The organism is Serratia quinivorans, assembly GCF_946227985.1.
Lineage (GTDB): Bacteria > Pseudomonadota > Gammaproteobacteria > Enterobacterales > Enterobacteriaceae > Serratia > Serratia quinivorans_A.
Window position 1 is genome coordinate 298,145 of sequence record NZ_CAMKGL010000002.1, and the last position, 21,797, is coordinate 319,941.

Below are 21,797 nucleotides of genomic sequence, written 5' to 3' on the forward strand. Positions count from 1 at the left end.
CCAACCCCCGCTCTCTCTGAGGGCGGGGTGAGGGGATTCACCCGAGATGCTTAATTATTTTCTGAAACGGCTGCTGGGCCTGATCCCGACGCTGCTGATTGTCGCGGTGCTGGTGTTTCTGTTTGTCCATCTGCTGCCCGGCGATCCGGCACGGCTGGCAGCGGGGCCGGAGGCCGACGAGGCGGTGGTGCAACTGGTGCGTAAGGATCTGGGGCTCGACAAGCCGCTGCCGCAGCAGTTCGTACACTTTTTTGTCAATGCACTACAGGGGGATTTTGGCACCTCGATGGTCTCCAAACGGCCGGTAAGCGAAGAAATCAGCTCGCGCTTTCTGCCGACCCTGTGGTTGACGCTGACCAGTATGATATGGGCGACATGCTTCGGTATGGGCATCGGCATGCTGTCTGCCGTTTGGCGCAACCGCTGGCCGGATCGTATTGGCATGGCGCTGGCGGTTTCCGGCATCTCATTCCCCGCGTTTGCGCTGGGCATGCTGCTGATGCAGGTGTTCTCGGTCAATCTGGGCTGGTTACCGACGGTGGGGGCCGACAGCTGGCGGCATTATATTTTGCCCTCCATCACGCTGGGGGCGGCGGTAGCGGCGGTGATGGCGCGTTTTACCCGGGCCTCGTTCGTTGAGGTGCTGCAGGAAGACTATATGCGCACCGCGCGTGCCAAGGGCGTGCCGGAAACCCTGGTGGTGGTGAAGCATGGCCTGCGTAATGCGATGATCCCGGTGGTCACCATGATGGGGCTACAGTTCGGCTTTTTGCTCGGCGGCTCGATCGTGGTGGAAAAGGTCTTCAACTGGCCAGGGTTGGGCAGGTTGCTGGTCGACTCGGTGGAAATGCGCGACTATCCGGTGATCCAGGCCGAGGTTTTGCTGTTCTCGCTGGAGTTTATTCTGATTAACCTGTTGGTGGACCTGCTGTATGCGGCAATTAACCCGGCGATACGCTACAAATGAGGACGCTGGATGATTAAGCATTGGCGACGCAACGCTGCAATGAAGGCGATGCCGACGATTAACCCTAACGCGGTGCGCACACCGTGGCATGAGTTCTGGCGACGGTTCCGCCAACAACGGGTGGCGCTGATCGCCGGGCTGTTGGTGCTGTTGCTGGTGGTTGCCGCACTATTGGCACCTTACCTGGTGCCGTTTGACGCGGAAAACTACTTTGATTATGACCGCCTGAACGAAGGCCCCTCACTGGTGCACTGGCTGGGGGTAGATTCCCTTGGGCGAGATATTTTCAGCCGCATTCTGATGGGCGCCCGTATTTCGCTGGCCGCCGGGGTGTTCTCGGTGCTGGTCGGCGGGCTGATCGGCACGCTGCTGGGGCTGCTGGCCGGCTATTACGAAGGCTGGTGGGACCGCATTACCATGCGCATCTGTGACGTGCTGTTTGCCTTTCCCGGTATTTTATTGGCGATTGGCGTGGTGGCGATTATGGGCAGCGGTATGTCCAACGTGATCGTTGCGGTGGCGATTTTCAGCATTCCGGCGTTTGCCCGGCTGGTGCGCGGCAATACGCTGGTATTGAAGCACCTGACCTATATCGAGTCGGCGCGCAGCATTGGGGCTTCCGACTGGACCATCATCCTGCGACATATACTGCCGGGGACGATTTCGTCGATTGTGGTGTATTTTACCATGCGTATCGGCACCTCGATCATTACCGCCGCCAGCCTGTCATTCCTCGGCCTGGGCGCGCAGCCACCCACGCCGGAGTGGGGCGCGATGCTCAACGAGGCGCGGGCAGATATGGTGATGGCTCCGCACGTGGCGATTTTCCCCAGCCTGGCGATATTTATCACCGTGCTGGCATTCAACCTGCTGGGCGACGGGCTGCGTGACGCGCTGGATCCGAAATTAAAAGGATAGAATAAAGTAAAATTAATAGCGGTTAATATTCGAGGTGTTAATTGTTTAATTAACTTTGACAGTTTAACGTATTCGGTGAATCAACCGGATACGTTAGTATGATTATTATTCTAGTCATATCACTATAATTAATGGTTATTTTTATTTTATTTGCAATGGGTGGTGTTACCTTGTTTTTCTTAGTGTTATTATTATTTTCACATGGACGTGCAAATGAAAGACTGCATTTTTATAGCCCTTTGGATATTTATTTCATTCTCTTTAATCGAGTATTCATCACTGCTAATTATGAAACCCTGTAATAGTTATGTGGATGTTGCAATTGCGGTGATTACAGTGATCGGCACCAAAGCCTTATTAACCTGGTTTGAAGATGTTTATTATTGGTTCACTGGGCGAGAGCGTTAACTGGCGGTGTTATCAGGAAGAATAACCGCTTGCGATACTGTCTATCGCAAGCGGTTAGGGCCGATCAACGGAACAGATGTTCGGCGTGGAAGCGCAGGTGGTCTTCGATAAAGCTGGCGATGGTGAAGTAGCTGTGGTCGTAGCCCGGCTGGATGCGCAGGGTCAGCGGCCAGTCGCGCTGGCGCGCCAGTTCGGCCAGCTTTGCCGGTTGCAGTTGATCCGCCAGGAACTGATCGTCGTCCCCCTGATCCACCAGCACCGGCATTTTTTCCGCGCCGCTCGCCAGCAGATGGCAGCTGTCATACTGCAGCCACTGGCTTTCGTCGTTACCCAAATAGGCGGCGAAGGCTTTACGCCCCCATGGCACCTGGCAGGGGTTAACGATTGGCGCAAATGCCGACACCGAACGGAAACGCTGTGGATTGCGCAATGCCATCACCAACGCGCCGTGGCCGCCCATTGAGTGACCGAAGATCGACTGGCGATCGCTGACGCTGAAATGCTGATTGATCAACGCCGGTAACTCGTCGCTGATGTAGTCATACATGCGAAAGTGCTTGTCCCAGGGCGCCTGGGTGGCGTTCAAATAGAAACCGGCACCCTGGCCAAGATCGTAGCCTTCATCATTGGGCACATCGTCGCCACGTGGGCTGGTATCGGCCATCACCAGCACCAACCCCAGCTCGGCGGCGATACGCTGCGCGCCGGCCTTCAGCGTGAAGTTCTCATCATTGCAGGTCAGCCCCGACAGCCAGTACAACACTGGCGGCGGGTTATCATCGCGCGGTGGCGGCAGATAGATGCTGAAAGTCATGTTGCAATTCAGGCTCTGCGCCGCATGGCGATAACGCTGTTGCCAGCCGCCGAACATACGGTGCTCTTCGAGAAGTTCTAATGACAAGGTCATCTCTGCCTCCTGGCTTATTTTTTGTCGAAGTGAATAACGGAACGGATGGATTTGCCTTCGTGCATCAAATCGAACGCTTCGTTAATCTGCTCCAGCCCCATGGTGTGGGTAATAAAGTCATTCAGCGCGAACTCGCCGTCCATATAACGCTGGACGATGCCCGGCAGTTGCGAACGGCCCTTCACGCCGCCGAAGGCGGAACCGCGCCATACGCGACCGGTCACCAGTTGGAACGGACGGGTAGAAATTTCCTGGCCGGCACCGGCAACGCCGATAATCACCGATTCGCCCCAGCCTTTGTGGCAGCACTCCAGCGCCGAGCGCATCACGTTAACGTTGCCGATACACTCGAAGGAGAAATCAACGCCGCCGTCGGTCAGTTCGACGATCACGTCCTGAATAGGTTTATCGTAGTCTTTCGGGTTAATCAGGTCGGTGGCGCCCAGCTTGCGCGCCAGGTCGAACTTGCTGGTGTTGATATCGATGCCGATGATGCGGCCTGCGCCGGCCATCTGTGCGCCGATGATGGCCGACAGGCCGATGCCGCCGAGGCCAAAGATAGCCACGGTATCGCCTTTTTGCACTTTGGCGGTGTTGATCACCGCGCCCATGCCGGTAGTGACGCCGCAGCCCAGCAGGCAAACTTCTTCCAGCGGCGCTTCTTTACTGATTTTCGCCAGTGAGATTTCCGGCACTACGGTGTATTCGGAGAAGGTTGAAGTGCCCATGTAGTGGAAGATTGGCTTGCCGTCTTTGAAGAAGCGGGTGGTGCCGTCCGGCATCAGGCCTTTGCCCTGGGTAGCGCGTATCGCCTGACACAGGTTGGTTTTGCCGGATTTACAGAATTTGCACTCGCCACATTCCGGCGTGTACAACGGGATCACGTGATCGCCCACCGCTACGCTGGTCACGCCTTCACCGATGGCTTCTACCACGCCGCCGCCTTCATGGCCGAGGATCGCCGGGAATACGCCTTCAGGATCGGCGCCGGACAGGGTGTAGGCGTCGGTGTGGCAGACGCCGGTAGCGACGATCCGCACTAACACTTCGCCTTTTTGCGGCGGCATCAGATCCACTTCTTCGATTTTCAGCGGTTGGTTCGGGCCCCAGGCAACGGCGGCACGGGTTTTGATCATTTCCATCATAGTCTCCAGTGGTCTACCCTTCTTACTTGAAGCTGCAGCGTTGTTGGCTGCATGCACTCACCCCAGTCACTTACCAAAGTAAGCTCCTGGGGACTCATGCACTTGCCGCCTAGCCGCAACTTCAATTAATTTGGGTCTATATTTTTATCAGGCTATGTCAATAACACCTGATGAAACAGGGGTTGTGTTTTCAACAATAGCGGTTTCGGTTTGTTCAATAATTAATTCTTTCAGGGCGCGAACGTTCGGGCCGAAGGCATCACGTCGCCATAGCAGCCAGGTGGCGGTTTGGGCGATGTCGTCCGGCAGGGTATGCACTTTTACCCGTTCATGGCCCGGCAGCAGGCTCAGCACCGAATGCGGGATCATCGCCAGCCCGGCACCGCTGGCGACGCAGGCCAGCATGGCGTGGTAAGACTGGATTTCCATCACCTGGCCCGGCGATATGCCTTCGCGCTTGAACCAGGACTCCAGCCGCAGGCGGTAAGAGCAACTGGCGCGGAAGGCAAACAGCGTTTCGCCCTTGGCGTCCTTGGCGCTATGGATCGGCAGGTGATCGAGGCAAGAGATCACCACCATATGTTCGGGGAAGGCGATACAGCCATTGAGTTCGTCATACTGTACCGGCCCATCGACCAGTGCCGCCGCCAGCGTACCGGCGCGCACCCGTTCGGTGATCTCGCCGGAGGTACCGGTAGTCAGCGACAGTGACACCTGTGAGAAACGTTGGTGGTAGGCTGCCAGTAGCGTCGGCAAGCGGGTGGCGGCGGTGCTTTCCATCGAACCTATGGCGAAGTTGCCTGCCGGCTCGCCGGCATGGGTAATGCTCATCGCCTCTTCGCTCAGAGCCAGAATGCGGTTGGCGTAGCAGAGAAAGTTATGGCCCATCGGCGAAAGGCGCAGGCGTTGTTTTTCGCGGATGAACAGATCGGTGCCCAGCTCCTGTTCGAGCTGACGCAGGCGGGTAGTCAGGTTCGAGGGTACGCGGTGCAACTGCTCGGCGGCACGAGCAACGGAGCCGGTTTCGGCGACGCTGCAGAACATTCGGAGCTGGGTGAGATCCATTATCTTCTCTTTTCGTGATGAACTTGATGAGTATTATTCAGTTTTTGTGAGTTTAATACTGCGGCATGATACTGGCAACTTTCTTTTAACAGTCTGGATACTCTACATGGCCTTAAGAATTGCCCTGAGTGGTTTTATTGCATTGATCGTCGCCATGGGAATTGGTCGCTTCGCCTTTACCCCGCAGGTGCCGCTGATGATTGCCGAGCACCAGTTTACCCTGACCGGGGCCGGGTTGGTGGCGGCCATTAACTACCTGGGGTATCTGTGTGGTGCCTTTGATGCGATGCGCGCCAACCGACATGTTGAACGTCGGCTGTGGTTGGGCGTATGGGGGGCGGTAATCTTGACCTTGCTTTCGGCCTGGGTGCAGGGCGAATGGTGGCACGGTACCGTGCGTTTCCTGATTGGTTGGGCCAGCGGCTGGGCGATGGTGCTGGTGGCGGCCTGGACCAACGAACGACTGGCTCACTATGGCCGCCCGGCGCTCAGTGCGGCGGTCTTCGCCGGGCCGGGGGCCGGGATTTTTATCAGCGGCATGCTGGCGGTAGGCATTCACAGCCTGGCGCTGACGGCGTCTCAGGCCTGGTTGGTGTACGGCGTGCTGGCACTGGTATTGATTGGCGCAATCAGCATTAACCTGCCGAAGGCCGGTGAATTGCATCGTCCTGATGTGGCACCGGAGCCTCTGCTGTTGACTCCGGCGCTGAAACGGCTGGTGTGGAGCTACAGCCTGGCGGGTTTCGGCTATATTCTGCCGGCCACCTTTCTGTCGCAAATGGCCGCCGCGCGCTTTCCCGGCAGCGTGTTCGCGCAATTTGTCTGGCCTGTCTTCGGCGGAGCGGCGGTGCTGGGGATTGTCATTGGTATCCTGACCCGTCACAAACTCACCACCCAAACGCGTCTGGCCATGACTCTGTGGGTACAGGCGCTGGGGGTTTTGAGTGCGGAAATCGTGCCGGGGGTCGCCGGACTGGCGTTGGGGGCATTGTTGACCGGCGGTGGCTTCCTCAGCGTGGTGCAGCTGTCGATCCAGCACGGCAGGGAACTGGCACCCAATCATGCGCGTTACATGGCGGGGCTGTTGACTACCGGTTATGCGATTGGTCAGTTGGTCGGCCCGACGCTGTCGGCGCTGTCCACCGCTTTGACCCATCGGCTGGAACCGGCGTTATATGTCGCCGTGGTGGCACTGATCGTTGCCGGTCTGCTGGTGGTGAATACGCCAGCGCGTGAGCTGGCACGAAAACCGACGGCGCCGTGATTAAATTCCGTACAAAAAGCGTGGAATAGCCGCAGCGGGCCTGATTGTGCTAAATGCGAACATTTCACCTGCGGATGAAGCACAATCGCTGGATAATCCCCTCACTCTCATCTAGAGTGGGACAAAATCTTGACCGGGTTCACGTTACCAATGACGGAAACCTCTGCCGTCAGGAGAGTATGCAATTCACCAGTCTGCTCGGTAAAGCAGCCGGATTGGCGAGTTCAGGTCCGTTGGAGAGATGAAATGACATCATTAAGTAAAGAAGCTGTTCTGGTTCATGCGGCGCTCGAAGAGCGTGGCCTGGAAACCCCGTTGCGTGGTGAAGTGCTGGATCGCGAGACGCGCAAGCGCCGTATTAAAGAGCACATGACGGAAATCATGCAGCTGCTTAATCTCGATCTGTCCGACGATAGCCTGGCGGAAACGCCGCATCGTATTGCCAAGATGTATGTCGATGAAATTTTCTCCGGCCTGGACTACGCGAATTTCCCAAAAATTACCGTTATCGAAAACAAGATGAAGGTAGATGAAATGGTGACGGTGCGTGACATTACCTTGACCAGCACCTGTGAACACCATTTCGTCACTATCGACGGTAAAGCGACCGTGGCCTACATTCCGAAAGATGCGGTGATCGGCCTGTCGAAAATCAACCGTATCGTGCAATTCTTCTCCCAGCGCCCACAGGTGCAGGAGCGTTTGACTCAACAGATCCTGGTGGCATTACAAACCCTGTTGGGCACCAATAACGTGGCAGTATCGATTGATGCGGTCCATTATTGTGTTAAGGCGCGCGGTATCCGCGACGCGACCAGTGCCACCACCACCACCTCGCTGGGTGGGCTGTTCAAGTCCAGCCAGAACACCCGTCAGGAATTCCTGCGCGCGGTGCGACATCACGGGTGATGTGGGTTTAAAGAACAAGAACAGGCGCCTGCGGGCGCCTTTTTAATGGCCGGAATACAGCGATAAAATAATGAGCAACCCTTCGACCACACCGCTGCCGCGCATCGCCACTCTGGACTGTGTGCGCGGTATCGCCATCCTTGGCATTCTGCTGCTGAATATCAGCGCCTTTGGCCTGCCTAAGGCGGCCTACCTCAATCCTGCCTATCTGGGGTTGCCGTCAACGCGTGATGCCTGGACCTGGGCGCTGCTGGATATTTTCGCTCAGGCCAAGTTTCTGGCGATGTTTGCCTTATTGTTTGGTGCCGGCCTGCAGATGCTGCTGCGCCGCGGCAAGGGCTGGATACGTGCGCGGCTGTCGTGGCTGGTGCTGTTTGGCTTGGCGCATGCCATTTTTCTTTGGGACGGCGATATCCTGTTGGCCTATGGCCTTATCGGGCTGGTGTGCTGGCGGATGATCCGCGATGCCAAGGAAACTTATCAGCTATTGAAAACCGGCGTAGTGCTATACCTGATCGGCGTCGGGGTGTTGCTGCTGTTGGGCTTTATCTCGCACGGTGAGCCGGGCGGTTTCTGGCAGCCCGGCGTGGCGGAACTGCAGTATGAAAAATTCTGGAAGCTGCAGGGCGGCATGGAGGCCTGGCGCAGCCGTACCGATCTGCTCTCGTCCAGCCTGTTGGCGATTGGCGCGCAATACGGTTGGGAGTTGGCGGGGCTGATGCTGTTTGGTGCCGGACTGATGCGCAGCGGTTGGCTGCGCGGCACCTATTCGCCGGGATACTATCGCCGTCAGGCCGCCTGGCTGATACCGCTTTCATTACTGATCCAACTGCCGGCGGTGGCGTTGCAATGGCATCTTCACTGGGACTACCGCTGGAGCGGCTTTTTATTGCAGGTGCCGCGCGAACTGGGTGCTCCGCTGCAGGCGATGGGCTATCTGGCACTGTGCTACGGTTTCTGGCCGACGCTGTCGCGGCTGCGTATTGGGCATTGGTTGACGCAGGTTGGGCGCATGGCGCTGAGTAATTACCTGCTGCAAACGCTGATTTGTACCACGCTGTTCTATCGCTTTGGCCTGTATCAACAGTTCGATCGCCTGCAACTGCTGGCGTTTGTGCCGCTGGTCTGGTTGGCTAACCTGTTGTTTTCTAACCTGTGGTTGCGCTATTTCGCCCAGGGGCCGGTGGAATGGCTATGGCGTAAATTGACCACTCTGGCCGCCGGCAACACGGAGCCCAAGGGAGTGAATTGAGATCTGGCGCAGGTAGGTTAAAAAAATGTATGTAAACGTTTTCTTTCCTGTGACGAGATTCACGCAGAGGAGGATGACAAACGGGGTAGGATAGCGCCACTGTCAACTACCCCGACCTCAGGATTTTTCATGACCTCTGTTCACCCAACCACCATTCGCGACGTGGCGAAGCGTGCGGGCGTGTCCGTGGCGACCGTCTCCCGCGTGCTGAACCACAGCGCCCTGACCAGTAAAGAGACGCGTGAACAGGTGCTTAAGGCGGTGGCTGAACTCGGTTATCGGCCCAACGCCAATGCACAGGCACTGGCCACCCAGAGCAGCGATACTCTCGGAGTGGTGGTGATGGACGTCTCCGATCCCTTCTTTGGTGCGCTGGTGAAAGCGGTAGACACCGTAGCGCAGCAACACCACAAATATTTGTTGATCGGCAACAGTTATCATCAGGCGGATAAAGAGCGTCACGCCATTGAAGTGCTGATTCGCCAACGCTGTAACGCTTTGATTGTGCATGCTAAAGCGCTGTGTGATGCCGAATTGATGACTTTCCTCGACCAGGTGCCGGGCATGGTGTTGATCAACCGCATCATTGCCGGCTATGAGCATCGCTGCGTTGGCCTGGACAACGTCAGCGGCGCGGAGATGGCACTGCGTTTGCTGCTGTCGCAGGGGCATCAGCGCATTGGCTATCTGGGTTCCAACCACCCGATAGAAGACGGGCCGCTGCGCCAGCAGGGCTATACGCAGGCGATGGCTGCGGCTGGGTTGCTTACGCCGGACAATTGGCGTGCCTATGGTTCGCCGGATCTGCAGGGTGGGGAAGCGGCAATGGTCGAGCTACTCGGGCGTAACCTGCATTTGAGCGCGGTGTTTGCCTACAACGACGCCATGGCTGCCGGTGCCATGGCGGTGCTGAAAGAAAACGCTATCACAGTACCGCAAAATTTCTCGCTGGTGGGGTTCGATGATATCCCCATCGCACGCTATACCAGCCCCAAGCTCACCACGGTGCGTTATCCCATTGTCACCATGGCGACGCTGGCCACCGAGTTGGCCCTGCTGGGCGCGGCAGGCCGGCTGGAGCCGCAGGACCGCCATTTGTTTATGCCCACTCTGGTACGCCGCCATTCCGTGGCTCCGTGGCAAATTGAGGCAGCGGTCACTCTCTGAACATTTAATCTTGTGTAACCGTTTTCAATCTGTGAGAAAATTCACAGATTATTAACATCACGCCGTCTATGCTCTAGTCGTTTTCCAGCGCAAAGGCACTTGCCGCTGCTGTTCTTTACCTCGCGCTGGCACCACACTTTTCAGGAATAACATGATTCACGGATGACAGGGAAACTGCCAGGCCCGGTTGTGCATTCACCACCGGTTACCTTTGGCCTAATACCGAGCAAGACCCTACATAAACCGGAGACACACAATGAATAAGAAGGTTTTCACCCTGGCCGCGACGGCCGCAGCCATGATGTTTGGCGCCGCAGCACATGCAGATACCCGTATTGGCGTCACAATTTATAAATATGACGACAACTTTATGTCGGTGGTACGCAAGGCTATCGAGAAAGACGCCAAGGCCTCTCCGGACGTCACCCTGCTGATGAATGACTCGCAGAATGACCAATCCAAGCAAAACGATCAGATCGACGTGCTGATCGCCAAGGGCGTTAAAGCACTGGCGATCAACCTGGTTGACCCGGCAGCTGCCCCGGTGGTGATTGATAAGGCGCGCGCAAACGATATCCCGATCGTGTTCTACAACAAAGAGCCTTCCCGTAAAGCGCTGGACAGCTATGACAAGGCTTATTACGTGGGGACCGACTCCAAGGAGTCCGGTGTGATCCAGGGGAAACTGATCGAGAAGCACTGGAAGGCTAACCCGAACTGGGATCTGAACAAAGACGGCCAAATCCAGTATGTATTGCTCAAAGGCGAACCGGGCCACCCGGATGCTGAAGCGCGTACCACCTACGTGACTAAAACGCTGAACGACGACGGTATCAAGACGCAGGCATTGCAGATGGATACCGCGATGTGGGACACCGCCCAGGCCAAAGACAAGATGGATGCCTGGCTGTCCGGCCCTAACGCCAACAAAATCGAAGTGGTGATTGCCAACAACGATGCGATGGCAATGGGCGCGGTAGAGGCTCTGAAAGCGCACAACAAATCCAGCATTCCGGTATTCGGTGTGGATGCGTTGCCAGAAGCGCTGGCGATGGTGAAATCCGGCGCGATGGCGGGAACAGTACTGAACGATGCCGACAATCAGGCCAAAGCCACTTTCGAACTGGCGAAAAACCTGGCTGCGGGCAAACCGGCCGCCGATGGCACCCAATATAAGATTGAAAATAAAGTGGTGCGCATTGCTTACGTTGGCGTAGATAAAGACAACTTGTCTCAGTTTATTAAGTAAGCCCTGAATAACCCCGCCTGGGGTGCGCTACCCAGCGCCAACACCAGGAAAGCCGCAGGCGGGGAATTTATTCTTAATATCACAGCCTATACCCGATGAATTTCAAGCTGCAGCGGATAATGCCGATGCTTGAAAGCCGACGGGTATACTAGCCAGGTGTATTTATGGCCGACAGCCCACGCGAATTTCTGCTGGAAATGACCGATATCAGTAAGTCATTTCCCGGCGTCAAGGCATTGGATAATGTGAATCTGCGCGTTCGTCCGCACTCCATTCATGCATTAATGGGGGAGAACGGCGCGGGGAAATCGACATTATTAAAATGCCTGTTCGGCATTTATAAAAAAGATGCCGGCAGTATTGTTTTTCAGGGTCAGGAAATTGATTTCAAAAGCTCCAAAGAGGCGCTGGAACACGGCGTTTCAATGGTGCATCAGGAATTGAACCTGGTGTTGCAGCGCACCGTGATGGATAACATGTGGTTGGGACGTTACCCGACCAAAGGCATGTTTGTCGATCAGGACAAAATGTTGAAGGACACCCAGGCGATATTCGACGAGCTGGATATTGATATCAATCCACGGGATAAAGTGGGCACGTTATCGGTATCGCAGATGCAGATGATCGAAATTGCCAAGGCTTTTTCCTACGACGCCAAGATTGTGATTATGGATGAGCCAACCTCATCGCTGACGGAAAAAGAGGTGAATCATCTGTTCACCATTATCCGTAAGCTGAAAGAGCGCGGCTGCGGCATCGTCTATATTTCGCACAAAATGGAAGAGATTTTCCAGCTGTGCGATGAAATAACCATCCTGCGCGACGGTCAGTGGATAGCCACCCAGCCGCTGGAAGGGCTGGATATGGACAAGATCATTTCGATGATGGTGGGGCGCTCGCTCAGCCAGCGTTTCCCCGATCGGCAAAATACGCCGGGCGAGGTGATCCTGGAGGTGAAGGGCCTGACCTCAATGCGCCAGCCTTCGATTCGCGATATCTCCTTCGATCTGCATCAGGGGGAGATCCTCGGCGTTGCCGGATTGGTGGGGGCCAAGCGTACCGACATTCTGGAGACGCTGTTCGGCATCCGCGAAAAAATTGCGGGTACTATCAAGCTGCATGGCAAGGCCATCAACAACCATAGCGCCAATGAAGCGATTAACCACGGTTTTGCCCTGGTGACGGAAGAGCGCCGTTCCACCGGGATTTACGCTTATCTGGACGTCGGTTTTAACTCGCTGATTTCCAATATCCGTAACTATAAAAACAAAATTGGCCTGCTGGATAATGCCCGAATGAAAAGCGACACCCAATGGGTGATCGATGCCATGCGGGTCAAGACTCCGGGTCATCATACCAACATCGGCTCGCTGTCCGGGGGTAACCAGCAGAAGGTGATTATCGGCCGTTGGCTGCTGACCCAGCCAGAAATATTGATGCTGGATGAACCGACGCGCGGTATTGATGTTGGCGCCAAATTCGAAATTTATCAGCTGATGACCGAACTGGCGAAGAAGGGCAAGGGGATCATTATTGTCTCGTCTGAAATGCCGGAGCTTTTGGGAATTACCGACAGAATATTGGTGATGAGTAATGGTCAGGTTGCGGGCATCGTTAACACCAAACAGACCTCGCAAAATGAAATTTTACGTCTCGCATCCCTGCACCTTTAAGGATCAGAATTATGAACGCGCTGAATAAGAAAACTTTGTTCACCTATTTCAAGGAAGGTGGCATTTACGTGGTGTTGCTGGTGCTGCTGGCAATTATTATTATCCAGGATCCGACGTTCCTCAGCTTAATGAACCTGAGCAACATTCTGACGCAGTCTTCGGTGCGCATTATTATTGCACTGGGTGTGGCCGGGCTGATTGTTACCCAAGGGACGGACCTGTCCGCCGGGCGTCAGGTGGGGTTGGCGGCGGTGGTTGCAGCGACGCTGTTACAGTCGATGGACAACGTCAACAAGGTGTTTCCGCACATGGAAACCTGGTCGATCCCACTGGTGATCCTGCTGGTATGTGCCGTGGGCGCGGTGATTGGCCTGGTGAACGGTTTGATCATTGCCTACCTCAATGTGACGCCGTTTATTACCACGTTGGGTACCATGATCATCGTGTACGGCATTAACTCGCTGTATTACGATTCCGTTGGCGCATCGCCAGTGGCGGGGTTTGATCCCAAGTTCTCCGCCTTTGCTCAGGGGTTCCTGCGCTTTGGCGATTTTAAGCTGTCTTACATTACCTTCTACGCCATCATTGCGATTATTTTTGTCTGGATCCTGTGGAATAAAACCCGCTTCGGCAAAAACATCTTCGCCATCGGTGGCAACCCTGAGGCGGCAAAGGTTTCCGGCGTGAATGTGCCGTTGAACCTGATCATGATTTATGCGCTGTCTGGTGTGTTCTATGCTTTCGGCGGCTTGCTGGAAGCGGGCCGTATCGGCAGTGCCACCAACAACCTCGGCTTTATGTATGAGTTGGATGCCATTGCTGCCTGTGTGGTCGGTGGGGTGTCCTTTGCCGGTGGGGTCGGTACGGTATTGGGAGTGGTGACCGGGGTGATCATCTTCACCGTCATCAACTACGGCCTGACCTACATTGGTGTTAACCCTTACTGGCAGTACATTATCAAGGGCGGCATCATTATCTTCGCGGTAGCGCTGGACTCCTTAAAATACGCCAAGAAAAAATAGTTGTGTCTCAGCTATGAAAACGGCCAGCCAATGCTGGCCGTTTTTGTTTCTATGGCGGGAAAGTCAAGGCTGTTTGGCTTTTTGCTTTTCCGCTTCCAGCTTGTGTTCCAGCTCGACCAATTGTTCCGGCGATACCGCCGGATAGCCCTGGGCGTCCTCCGGGATAGTGTGCATGGAGGAGATTGGGATCAGCGGGCCGAGGAAGCGCGGTTCACGTTTGAGGATGTACAAATCGGTCAGCGCGCCAAGGCGGGCGAAGATCTCGCGCACACGCACTGTCATCATATCTTTTGGTGAGGGTACCGCATAACACTGCGCCTGGATCCCCATATGCAGCGCGATAAACAGCGCACGTTCACAGTGGAAGCGTTGGGTGATGATAATAAAGTCGTTGGTGTCGAACACCTTGCGGGTTCGTACAATCGAATCCAGCGTGCGGAACCCGGCATAATCCAGCACGATATCGCTGGGTGCCACACCGGCGGCGATTAAATCGCGGCGCATGGTCATGGGTTCGTTGTAGCTTTGCTGGGCATTGTCACCGCTCAACAGCAGGTATTTCACTTTGCCACTGTTGTAGGCGTTGATCGCCCCCTGAATACGGTAGCGGTAATATTGGTTGATCACGCCGGTACGGTAATATTTGGCGGTACCCAGTACTACACCGACCTGGCGATGGGGCAGCCCTTGCAGTTCGTCATAGACGAAAGGCGCAGTTTTCCAACTGATCCAACGATCGAGCGCGATAGTCGAGATCATCAGCAATGCAGCGATGACAAACAAGCCGATTATCAGGCGTTTCCACATGTTATTGCCTTACGCACACCGTGGCCAAAAAAGATGGCTCAAGGCTACTTTACCTGACTACTTGAAGCAAGCTTGTCCCCCTTCTGGCACGCATTGCGCCGCATTTTTAGGCGGTTTCGGCCATAAAAAAAGTCCGGCGAGCCGGACCTTGAGTTTTTAATGAGTTATCTTCATGCCCGAGATACCCGGGCCTAGAGCCCCTTCGGCACGCTCTCCCTAATATCGAGCTTTAGGGGGATAATCTACCTACAACTCAGAAAGAGGTGCGCTTGTAGCTGCGGTATTGCGGTCGCCAGAAGTTGTGTTCGATGGCTTTCGACAGCGCTTCTTCAGAAGTGACTACCGCCATTCCCTGCAGTTGAGCCGCTTTACCCACTTCCATTGCGATGCATTTTGACACGCCCTGAATATCGTCAATATCCGGTAACAGTGCGCCATGCCCGTCGGTGGCCAGCGGCGAACACTCGGCCAGTGCCCGGCTGGCGGCCATCAGCATCGCGTCCGTTACACGGGTCGCGCCAGAGGCCAACACACCCAGACCAATCCCCGGGAAGATATAGGAGTTGTTGCATTGGGCAATCGGGATCTGCTGATCTTTATAGTGTACCGGTGCGAACGGGCTGCCAGTGGCGACCAGCGCAGCGCCTTCGGTCCAGTTGATGATGTCTTCCGGACGGGCTTCCACGCGTGAGGTTGGGTTGGACAGCGGCATCACAATCGGCCGCGGGCAATGCTTGTGCATTTCGCGGATCAGTTCTTCGGTGAACAGGCCTGGCTGGCCGGAAACGCCGATCAAAATGGTGGGTTTGGCGTTACGTACCACGTCCAACAGCGAGATGGCATCGCTTTGGGTCTGCCATGCGGTCAGGTTTTCGCTTTTTTGCACCAACTTGCTCTGGAAATCGAGCAGGTTAGGCAGTTTGTCTGTCAACAGACCAAAACGGTCGACCATGAACACGCGGGCGCGCGCTTCGTCTTCGCTCAGGCCTTCGGATTTCATCTGGGCGATAATTTGCTCGGCAATGCCGCAGCCGGCGGAACCGGCACCCAGGAAGGTCACGGTTTGGTCACGCAATTGGCTACCCGCGGCACGGCTGGCGGCAATCAGGCTACCCAGCGTGACCGCGGCGGTGCCCTGAATATCGTCATTAAAGCAGCAGATTTCGTCACGATAGCGGTTCAACAACGGCGTCGCGTTGTTCTGAGCGAAATCCTCGAACTGCAACAGCACGTTCGGCCAGCGGCGTTTCACCGCCTGGATAAACTCTTCAACGAAAGCGTGGTATTCATCACCGGAAATACGCGGATGACGCCAGCCCATGTACAGAGGATCGTTCAGGCGCTGTGGGTTGTTGGTGCCCACGTCCAGCACTACCGGCAGGGTATAGGCCGGGCTGATGCCACCGCAGGCGGTATACAGCGAAAGCTTGCCGATAGGAATGCCCATGCCGCCAATGCCCTGGTCGCCCAGGCCGAGAATACGTTCGCCGTCGGTGACGACGATCACTTTGACGTTTTGTTTGGTGGCGTTTTGCAGCATGTCGTCAATACGATCGCGGTTCGGGTAGGAGATAAACAACCCACGCGCCCGGCGGTAAATATCGGAGAAGTGTTCGCAGGCTTCACCCACCGTTGGCGTGTAGATGATCGGCATCATTTCGCTCAGGTGGGAGTCCAGCAGGCGGTAGAACAGGGTTTCGTTGGTGTCCTGGATATTGCGCAGGTAAATGTGCTTATCGCTGTCGTTTTTGAAATCCTGATATTGGCGATAGGCGCGCTCAGCCTGTTCCTCAATGGTTTCCACCGCGTCGGGCAGCAAGCCTTGCAGGTTGAAATGGTTGCGTTCTTCCTCGGTGAAAGCACTGCCTTTATTCAGCAGTGGGAATTCCAACAGGATCGGGCCGGCATAAGGGATGTAGAGAGGGCGTTTGCTTTCGTATTCAAGTTCCATGACTTTTGCTCTTCAACGTATCGGATAACTTTATAAGGGTGATCCTAAAAGATCGGCGAAATATGTACAGCAATTGTTATCGGATCATGAGGTAAATTGGCGTAATTATCGACGATCAAATCCTAATTTAACTAAAGAAAGTGTTTTAAGACGTGAATGCCATTGTAATCGGCTGGCGGGGCTGTTAACAGCGGTGCCGGGCGGCACCGCCAGGATCAGGATCAGAAAGTAATGCGGCTGACATTTTGGCAGCCCAGGGCAGCCAGCGTGGCACGGGTAGCATCCCATTGGGTGAGGATGGCACTTTCTGGCTCAGCCAGCACTGCGCGTTTCACTTTTTGACAGTCGCCGCCGGAAACATTCATCAGAATCAGCGCGGCCTGCAAGGGTGGCAAACTGGGGTTGAAGGCGGCGTTTTCCGCATAACGGCCAGTGTAAATCCTGCCGTCATCAGCCTCTAGTGCGACGCCGCTGTGGGCGTTGCTGTAGGGCGCGTGGCTCTGATTGGCGGCGGACAGCGCTGCTTTTTCCAGTTCGTCCGTCAGCACCAGTTGGAAACCATGATCGACCCGGTCCATCAACAGCGTGGTGATATCAAGGTCTTTCGGGCCAAAGGAGTCCGGCAGGTAATCGCCAAGCGTTGCCGGTTCACGGCCAGGCAGACGAATTTTAAGGCTGACGCCGCTGTTCAGTTCGTTCATAAACTGACGGCAGTGGCCGCAAGGCGTGTAGTTAACGGTGATGGAGGCCAGGGCGGGTTCACCGCGTAGCCAGGCGTGGGTCACCGCACACTGTTCCGCATGAATGGTTTGTTGCATTGGGGCGCCGCTGAACTCCATATTGGCACCAAAATACAGATTGCCGCTCTGCCCACGGGCAATGGCACCGACATAAAATTGCGAGATTGGGGCTAACGAGCAGGCCGCCGCCAGTGGCAGCAGAGCGAATGCCAGAGCATCATCATCCAGCCCGCAGCGCTGCTTGATCGCGTCCACTTGTTCCGCCTTGAGCATGGCCGGGAAATCAGGCGCATCAATATAAGACTGCAGGGCAGATTGCAAGGTGGCGGGCAGTTCGCCAAAAGCGGTTTGAAAACGCGGGTGCATAGAAACTCTCTCTACAGGTTAACGGGATAACATTCTAGGCAGCCTCGTGTGAATAAAGTGTGATCTAAATCTCTTTATTGATGAAATCAATGCAATGAAAAGAATAATTGCGAGATGTGTCTCAAGTTTTAACCACCCTAACTGAACATGTGCAGTAGCACCGGGAACAGGAAGGGGGCCAGCAGCGAGGTAATAATCCCGCAGATCACCAACGCTAAAGAGCCGAAAGCACCTTCCTGATAGTCCATTTCCGCGCAACGAGCCGTACCCAGTGCATGAGATGCGGTACCCATGGCCAACCCCCTCGCCGAGCGAGTGGTGATTTTCAATAGTTTAAATAATGTATGCCCGAACACTGCGCCGAGAATACCGACGAAGATTACGCAGACGGCGCTGATTGCCGGGATGCCGCCGAGCGATTCCGCGACCGCCATGGCGATAGGGGTCGTAACCGACTTCGGCATGATGGAAGCGGCAATTTCCGGAGTCGCCCCCATCCATAAAGCGATGGCACCGCCGCTGATCATGGCCGTCATACTGCCGATAAAGCAGACGGCGATAATAGATTTCCAACGGGCGCGGATCTGGTGCAGCTGTTCATACAAGGGGTAGGCCAGCGCAACGACGGCGGGCTGCAGTAAGTCATTGAGGATTTTGCTGCCCTGAAAATAGCGTTCATAGGGGATGCCGGTCAGTAACAGCAGGGGAATGATCACCGCCATCGATACCAGCAGCGGGTTCAGTAGCGGCATGTTCAGCCATTGCGCCAGCTTGCGCGCGGCAAAGTAGACTGCCAGCGTCAACGGCAATGACCACCAGATTTCATGGATCATTTCTCACCCTCCGCGGCACCCGGCTTGCCGACTATGCGACGCTCTCGGTGGAAATAATGCGAGGTATAACCCACCACCACCAGCACCATCAGGGTGCTGATAATGCAGGAAACCACCAGCGGGCCCAAATGCTCGATAATTTGGTCATAGTATTTCATCACGCCCACGCCGATAGGCACGAACAACAGCACCATATAGCGGATTAGCAGATGACAGCCGGGTTTGACCCACTTGGCCGGCATAATCTGCGTGGAAAGCAGGGCGAACAGCAGCAGCATACCGATAATGCTGCCGGGAATGGCGATCGGCAGCAGCGCCGCGATTGCATTGCCGGCGAATAAGCAAAGGTAGATAAGGACGATTGCCCTTAGGTATTTCCAGCACAGAGTGAATAGCTTGGCCATAACTTAATCCCGTTTAACCGATGCATTCATCATACAATTAAACTGTGACCTCCGCCACAAATCACACCATGAATTCTCTCTATGGTTGCCATGCCTGCCAGGCAGGTTGACAGCCATAGTCAAGCCCGGTGCGCCTTCATTTTGTGCTGATGATACTTGCGCGGTATTGCTGCTTTTGCGCCAGGCGATGGCCGAGGAAAAAGAATAGCAGGCTGAACAATGCGGCGGCAATCAGCATCACAAACATCATTTGCGGTGCGGCATAGCTGAGTATAAAACCGCAAAGCACCGGGTTGATGGCACCGCCCAGAGCGCTGAGGTTTTGCACACCGTAGTAGCTGCCTTTCAGATGCTGTGGGGCGATAAAGTCGATAAACATATACTCCACCGGGATCACGATAATCTCCCCCAGGGTAAATACCGCCATAGCGATGGCCCATAGCCAGAGTGATTGCCCGGCCAGGCTAAAACCAATCAGCCCCATAATGAAAAATACGGTGCCCAGCGCCAGCCAGCGCAACATGTTTTCCTGTCGCATACCTCGGCTCAGTAAATACTGCAGGGTGATGACGATACAGGCATTGACGATCATCACCGCGCCTATGACCTGGTAGGCAAACTCTGCGTTGGAAACCAGGATCAGGTATTGCGACAAGTAACCGGTGAACTGGCCGAAAACCACCGCGCCAAGCGTACTGCCGAGAGTAAAATAAATCAGCCGGTGGTCGTTGCGCAGAATGGTCAGCGTTTGGCGGAAATTGGGCGGCGCAGAGGGGACGACCTCAGTCGCTGCTGGCGGTGTAGCGCGTTGTCGGTGCAGGCTAAAACTCAATGCCGTCACTGTGAATAAAGCCAATCCGCCTGAAAGGTAGAAGGGCAATAATGGGTTCAGCCCTGCCACCATCACCCCCAGTGATGAGCCCACCGCCCAACCCACGTTCACCAGCGTGTAGTTTATTGAAAAGGCTTTGATACGTTGCGCAACCGGTAGCCAGTCGGCAAAACAGGCCTTGATGGTGATGCCCAGCACCGAATAGGCGGTATGCAAAATAGCCAATACCACGATGATCCCACCCGGACGCGGGATCCACGGAATAGCGAAAAAACTCAAGGCGAACAGCAAAATAGCCGTCAGAATCAAGGTGTTTTTGTTGAACTTGTCGACCAGGTAACCGCCATACAGACTGGCGAAAATACCGATCATCAGGCTGATGCCCAAAATGATACCGACGCTTTTCGGAAGCAGGTGGAAATGCCCGGTGAGATAGATGGTAATGAACGGTAGCGTGACGCCACGCCCAATGGTCAATACCAGCGAGCTGGCCAGCAATGTGTTGATCAGCGGTGGGAATCCCTTCATGTCAGACCTGCTTATACGTACGGTGATTAATTTGGTGTGGGTAACCGTAGGGGGCGACGATATTCGGCCCGATTAACGCGGGCGCCGCTGTGGCGCCCCTATAATCTGCCTGAGTATATGCAGGATCTGAATTATTTGCTCGTTTTGGCCTGCAGCGTGGCGAACCAGGGCTGGATGAATGCATCACTGCTGCCCCAGCCCGGAATGATTTTGGCCAGGCCGGCGACGTTGACTGGCCCCGGCTGGCTGACCAGCAGTGCCTGTGGGATCGCGGCGGCTTTAAATTCATAGGTTGCCGGCGTCGGTTCCCCGGCAATTTTGTTCGCTACCAGACGCAGGTTGATTGCGCCGATCAGTTTGGTGTCCACCGCCACGCTGACTTTCCACGGGCTGTTGGCTTCGCGCATCAGTTGCAAATCCTGATTAGAGATGTCGATGCTGTACAGTTTGATCTCGGTACGGCCATTCTCTTTCAACGCCTTGTAGGCCCCCTGACTGAAGGCATCCCAGGTGCCCCAAATCGCGTCGATCTTGCCTTTCGGATATTTGGCCAGCACGGCGCCAACCTTGTTGGCGGTATCACCCTGAACATCGGATGACACTGCACCAATTGATTCCAGTTCATGAATGCCAGGGTTCTGTTTCAGCAACTGTTGATAAGCGGCCTGGCGGCGTTCCATCGGCGGGAAACCGGCTACCCAGAGTTTGATGATATTGGCCTTGCCGTTGAAATCCTTGATCAACTGACCGAAAGACTCATTGGCCAGCGAGGCGTCATCCTGCTGTGAAACGGTGACACCGGGGAGGGTGCCGCTGATGTCGGTATCAAAGGCAGATACGGCAATGCCCGCCGCCGTAATGCGTTTGACCAGATCGGTGGAATAGGGCGCGCGGCCCTGCGAGAGAATAATGCCGTCATATTTCTGGCTGATGGCCTGATTCACGAAATCCTGAAAGCGTGCGTCGTCACCGTTGCTGAGGAAGGTATCCACCTTAAAACCCAGCTTGCGGCCTTCCTGGAGGGTACCGGCCAGAAACTGAGTGGTGTTGTCGTCGGAGCCCAGATTACGGATCACCGCAATGCGAATGGGGCCCTGATGTTGAGCGATGGCGGTGGGTACCGGCGCAAGAGTTTCTGCGGCAAACAACGGCAGTGCGGTCAGCAGGCCAATGGCCAGCAGCGGGGTCTTTAGGGTTTTCATTATTATTGGCTCCGAAAGCAGGTGAGAATTATCCCGGTAAGAGGTTACTTATAGCAGTCTTTCCTTCTGGACGTCTACTTTTTGTGTGGCAGTATCATGCTCCTGTGTCCATTGATAAGACACTTTCTTTGTTATTAATTTTTACCGGCTTTTTTGGAAGCAGTGCGCAAGTTTGACGTTTGGATCAA

Annotated in this window: 19 protein-coding genes; 9 read left to right on the top strand and 10 right to left on the bottom strand. The window is 55.2% G+C overall.

Going from position 1 to position 21,797, the window contains the following annotated elements:
* The first annotated feature begins 46 nt into the window (after positions 1-46).
* Complete coding sequence (gene gsiC, locus OCH02_RS10035; RefSeq protein ID WP_261431095.1) at positions 47-967, top strand: glutathione ABC transporter permease GsiC; 921 nt, start codon at positions 47-49, stop codon at positions 965-967.
* A gap of 9 nt (positions 968-976) precedes the next feature.
* On the top strand, positions 977-1,885 hold the full coding sequence (gsiD, locus tag OCH02_RS10040) for a glutathione ABC transporter permease GsiD (protein WP_261431096.1): 909 nt from the start codon (positions 977-979) through the stop codon (positions 1,883-1,885).
* 472 nt (positions 1,886-2,357) lie between these two features.
* Here the strand turns inward: gsiD and fghA are convergent, their stop codons facing one another.
* From fghA to ptrR, 3 genes are all read right to left on the bottom strand, one after another.
* Positions 2,358-3,200 carry an S-formylglutathione hydrolase gene (gene fghA / locus OCH02_RS10045; RefSeq protein WP_261431097.1) on the bottom strand — a complete coding sequence of 281 codons (843 nt, stop codon included), beginning with the start codon at positions 3,198-3,200 and terminating at the stop codon, positions 2,358-2,360.
* A 14-nt stretch (positions 3,201-3,214) separates the two neighbouring features.
* Positions 3,215-4,342, bottom strand: coding sequence for an S-(hydroxymethyl)glutathione dehydrogenase/class III alcohol dehydrogenase (locus OCH02_RS10050; RefSeq protein ID WP_012005990.1), 1,128 nt, complete (start codon positions 4,340-4,342; stop codon positions 3,215-3,217).
* 150 nt (positions 4,343-4,492) lie between these two features.
* A complete protein-coding gene (gene ptrR, locus OCH02_RS10055) occupies positions 4,493-5,410 on the bottom strand; it encodes a putrescine utilization regulator PtrR (RefSeq protein ID WP_261431098.1) in 918 nt (305 codons plus the stop codon).
* Positions 5,411-5,516: 106 nt separating this feature from the next.
* Between ptrR and OCH02_RS10060 the strand changes: the two genes are divergently transcribed.
* The 7 genes from OCH02_RS10060 (at position 5,517) to mglC (ending at position 13,946) form a co-directional block, all read left to right on the top strand.
* Positions 5,517-6,674, top strand: a complete 1,158-nt coding sequence (locus tag OCH02_RS10060) for an MFS transporter (RefSeq protein ID WP_261431099.1) — start codon at positions 5,517-5,519, stop codon at positions 6,672-6,674.
* A 246-nt stretch (positions 6,675-6,920) separates the two neighbouring features.
* Positions 6,921-7,583 (top strand): GTP cyclohydrolase I FolE, encoded by a 663-nt coding sequence (gene folE, locus OCH02_RS10065; RefSeq protein WP_153857423.1) that lies wholly within the window; start codon positions 6,921-6,923, stop codon positions 7,581-7,583.
* A 70-nt stretch (positions 7,584-7,653) separates the two neighbouring features.
* Positions 7,654-8,835 carry a DUF418 domain-containing protein YeiB gene (gene yeiB, locus OCH02_RS10070; RefSeq protein WP_315899180.1) on the top strand — a complete coding sequence of 394 codons (1,182 nt, stop codon included), beginning with the start codon at positions 7,654-7,656 and terminating at the stop codon, positions 8,833-8,835.
* Between the two features lie 129 nt (positions 8,836-8,964).
* The gene (gene galS / locus OCH02_RS10075) at positions 8,965-10,002 is read left to right on the top strand and encodes an HTH-type transcriptional regulator GalS (protein ID WP_261431100.1); all 1,038 of its coding nucleotides are present in this window, start codon (positions 8,965-8,967) and stop codon (positions 10,000-10,002) included.
* Positions 10,003-10,258: 256 nt separating this feature from the next.
* On the top strand, positions 10,259-11,251 hold the full coding sequence (gene mglB, locus OCH02_RS10080) for a galactose/glucose ABC transporter substrate-binding protein MglB (protein ID WP_012005996.1): 993 nt from the start codon (positions 10,259-10,261) through the stop codon (positions 11,249-11,251).
* A gap of 164 nt (positions 11,252-11,415) precedes the next feature.
* Entirely contained in the window at positions 11,416-12,924 is a 1,509-nt protein-coding gene (mglA, locus tag OCH02_RS10085; RefSeq protein WP_261431101.1) for a galactose/methyl galactoside ABC transporter ATP-binding protein MglA, read from the top strand.
* Between the two features lie 11 nt (positions 12,925-12,935).
* Positions 12,936-13,946, top strand: coding sequence for a galactose/methyl galactoside ABC transporter permease MglC (gene mglC / locus OCH02_RS10090; RefSeq protein ID WP_261431102.1), 1,011 nt, complete (start codon positions 12,936-12,938; stop codon positions 13,944-13,946).
* Between the two features lie 63 nt (positions 13,947-14,009).
* Here the strand turns inward: mglC and sanA are convergent, their stop codons facing one another.
* The 7 genes from sanA to OCH02_RS10125 form a co-directional block, all read right to left on the bottom strand.
* On the bottom strand, positions 14,010-14,753 hold the full coding sequence (gene sanA, locus OCH02_RS10095) for an outer membrane permeability protein SanA (protein WP_261431103.1): 744 nt from the start codon (positions 14,751-14,753) through the stop codon (positions 14,010-14,012).
* 253 nt (positions 14,754-15,006) lie between these two features.
* On the bottom strand, positions 15,007-16,704 hold the full coding sequence (locus OCH02_RS10100) for an NAD-dependent malic enzyme (protein ID WP_261431104.1): 1,698 nt from the start codon (positions 16,702-16,704) through the stop codon (positions 15,007-15,009).
* A 221-nt stretch (positions 16,705-16,925) separates the two neighbouring features.
* Complete coding sequence (gene cdd, locus OCH02_RS10105) at positions 16,926-17,810, bottom strand: cytidine deaminase (RefSeq protein WP_261431106.1); 885 nt, start codon at positions 17,808-17,810, stop codon at positions 16,926-16,928.
* A 137-nt stretch (positions 17,811-17,947) separates the two neighbouring features.
* The gene (locus tag OCH02_RS10110) at positions 17,948-18,643 is read right to left on the bottom strand and encodes a CidB/LrgB family autolysis modulator (RefSeq protein ID WP_153857416.1); all 696 of its coding nucleotides are present in this window, start codon (positions 18,641-18,643) and stop codon (positions 17,948-17,950) included.
* A complete protein-coding gene (locus OCH02_RS10115; RefSeq protein ID WP_261431109.1) occupies positions 18,640-19,047 on the bottom strand; it encodes a CidA/LrgA family protein in 408 nt (135 codons plus the stop codon). The genes OCH02_RS10110 and OCH02_RS10115 overlap by 4 nt, the downstream gene beginning before the upstream one ends.
* A 136-nt stretch (positions 19,048-19,183) precedes the next feature.
* Positions 19,184-20,407 carry an MFS transporter gene (locus tag OCH02_RS10120; RefSeq protein WP_261431110.1) on the bottom strand — a complete coding sequence of 408 codons (1,224 nt, stop codon included), beginning with the start codon at positions 20,405-20,407 and terminating at the stop codon, positions 19,184-19,186.
* A 131-nt stretch (positions 20,408-20,538) separates the two neighbouring features.
* On the bottom strand, positions 20,539-21,609 hold the full coding sequence (locus tag OCH02_RS10125) for a sugar ABC transporter substrate-binding protein (protein WP_261431111.1): 1,071 nt from the start codon (positions 21,607-21,609) through the stop codon (positions 20,539-20,541).
* Positions 21,610-21,797: the final 188 nt, after the last annotated feature.